Origin of the sequence: Streptomyces sp. B5E4, assembly GCF_039871555.1 — a bacterium.
Lineage (GTDB): Bacteria > Actinomycetota > Actinomycetes > Streptomycetales > Streptomycetaceae > Streptomyces.
In genome coordinates this window covers 1-1205 of record NZ_JBDPMI010000073.1, presented here as the reverse complement: position 1 = coordinate 1205, position 1205 = coordinate 1, and the positions used below count along the sequence as shown (strand labels likewise).

At 55.4% G+C, this 1205-nt stretch carries 1 protein-coding gene; it reads left to right on the top strand.

Going from position 1 to position 1205, the window contains the following annotated elements; translation table 11 throughout:
- Nucleotides 1-128: 128 nt before the first annotated feature.
- Nucleotides 129-1118: a hypothetical protein gene (locus tag ABGA99_RS36495; RefSeq protein WP_347584281.1), complete on the top strand. Its 990-nt coding sequence runs from the start codon at nucleotides 129-131 to the stop codon at nucleotides 1116-1118.
- Nucleotides 1119-1205: the final 87 nt, after the last annotated feature.

Sequence of the window (1205 nt, the reverse complement as noted above, 5' to 3'; positions counted from 1 at the left end):
CGCATATCGTTGTACCGCCAAACATAGTTCACTCGATTAGGGATGGATCCCGGCGGAGATCCCCGAAGCACGGTTACCGCGACCCATGATTTTCCGTAGGCCCGATCCGACGGCGCGAGAGGAAAACCATGCGCGATGTCTTCACTCTCATCACTGCACGAGTTCTGCGCGACTGCGACGGAGAGCCCGTCTGCACACACGTGGGTGATGTTCAAGTTTGCGCAATCAAGAGCCATCCCACATATCAAGTTTTGCGCGATAAAGTTCGACTTGGCCGATCGAAATCTGTAGCAAGCTTGCGACTCTGGGAGTCCGTGGGCACTTTGGCGAGAGAAGGCGACCAACAGGAGCGAGAAAAATGGTTGATGATCCTGCTGGATCTACTGACTCCATACTTTGGGGGATGGTCGAAACAGTTGGCACTAAAATGGCGTTACGATGTATCTGATATCAGGTCTGCGATGGTGGAAGGCGCCCTGGAGGTATGGTTCTCCAGGGCAGGTGGCACGCCTTCCAAAGAACTGCTGGACACCATGATGACTCGCGCGTTCACCAGCGCTCGTAAACTGGTGGAATCCGGGAGCTCGGAAACATGTGCCACAGGCGCGGAGCATTTGGTCGCCGATGCCGCACATGGGGATGATTTCACACTCCGCGCCTCGTCGATCATTGACGCCAGCACGGTGCGGGATCCGGATACTGATGAGAGAATTCGCGGGGAACGCACAGGCGCTCTGCTGAAACGAATGGGGGTAATGGGCCACGTCGAGATCCTTCACGACAAACTCCGCAGCGGTTGCCGCGATGAGGTAGATTCTCCCGCCATCACTCCAACACAGGCAGGGCGGTCATGGGTGGACGGGAAGAATCTTTACTATCGCATTTCTGATCTCCTGCCACAATATGTTGGATTCAGCGAGGCTGCCAGCATTATTGGCCTTTCAGAATCGCAAGCATCAAAGATGGCCAGGAAGGGATCCCTACCCTTCAGAGTGCTCTGGATTGGTAATAGTAGGGTCGTGTCGGTCAAGTCGCTTATGCATATCATGGGCATCCAGGACTCCATCGTGCATCCCGATGATGTAGAAAATGGCGCTTCTCATCTCGGCGAAGAATAGAGATTCGTCGAATGCTTTCGCTGCCAAGGTGGACCGGCACTCTGCGGCTGCTTCACCAGGCTCGACGGAGGAGCCCGGGCAGTGCCT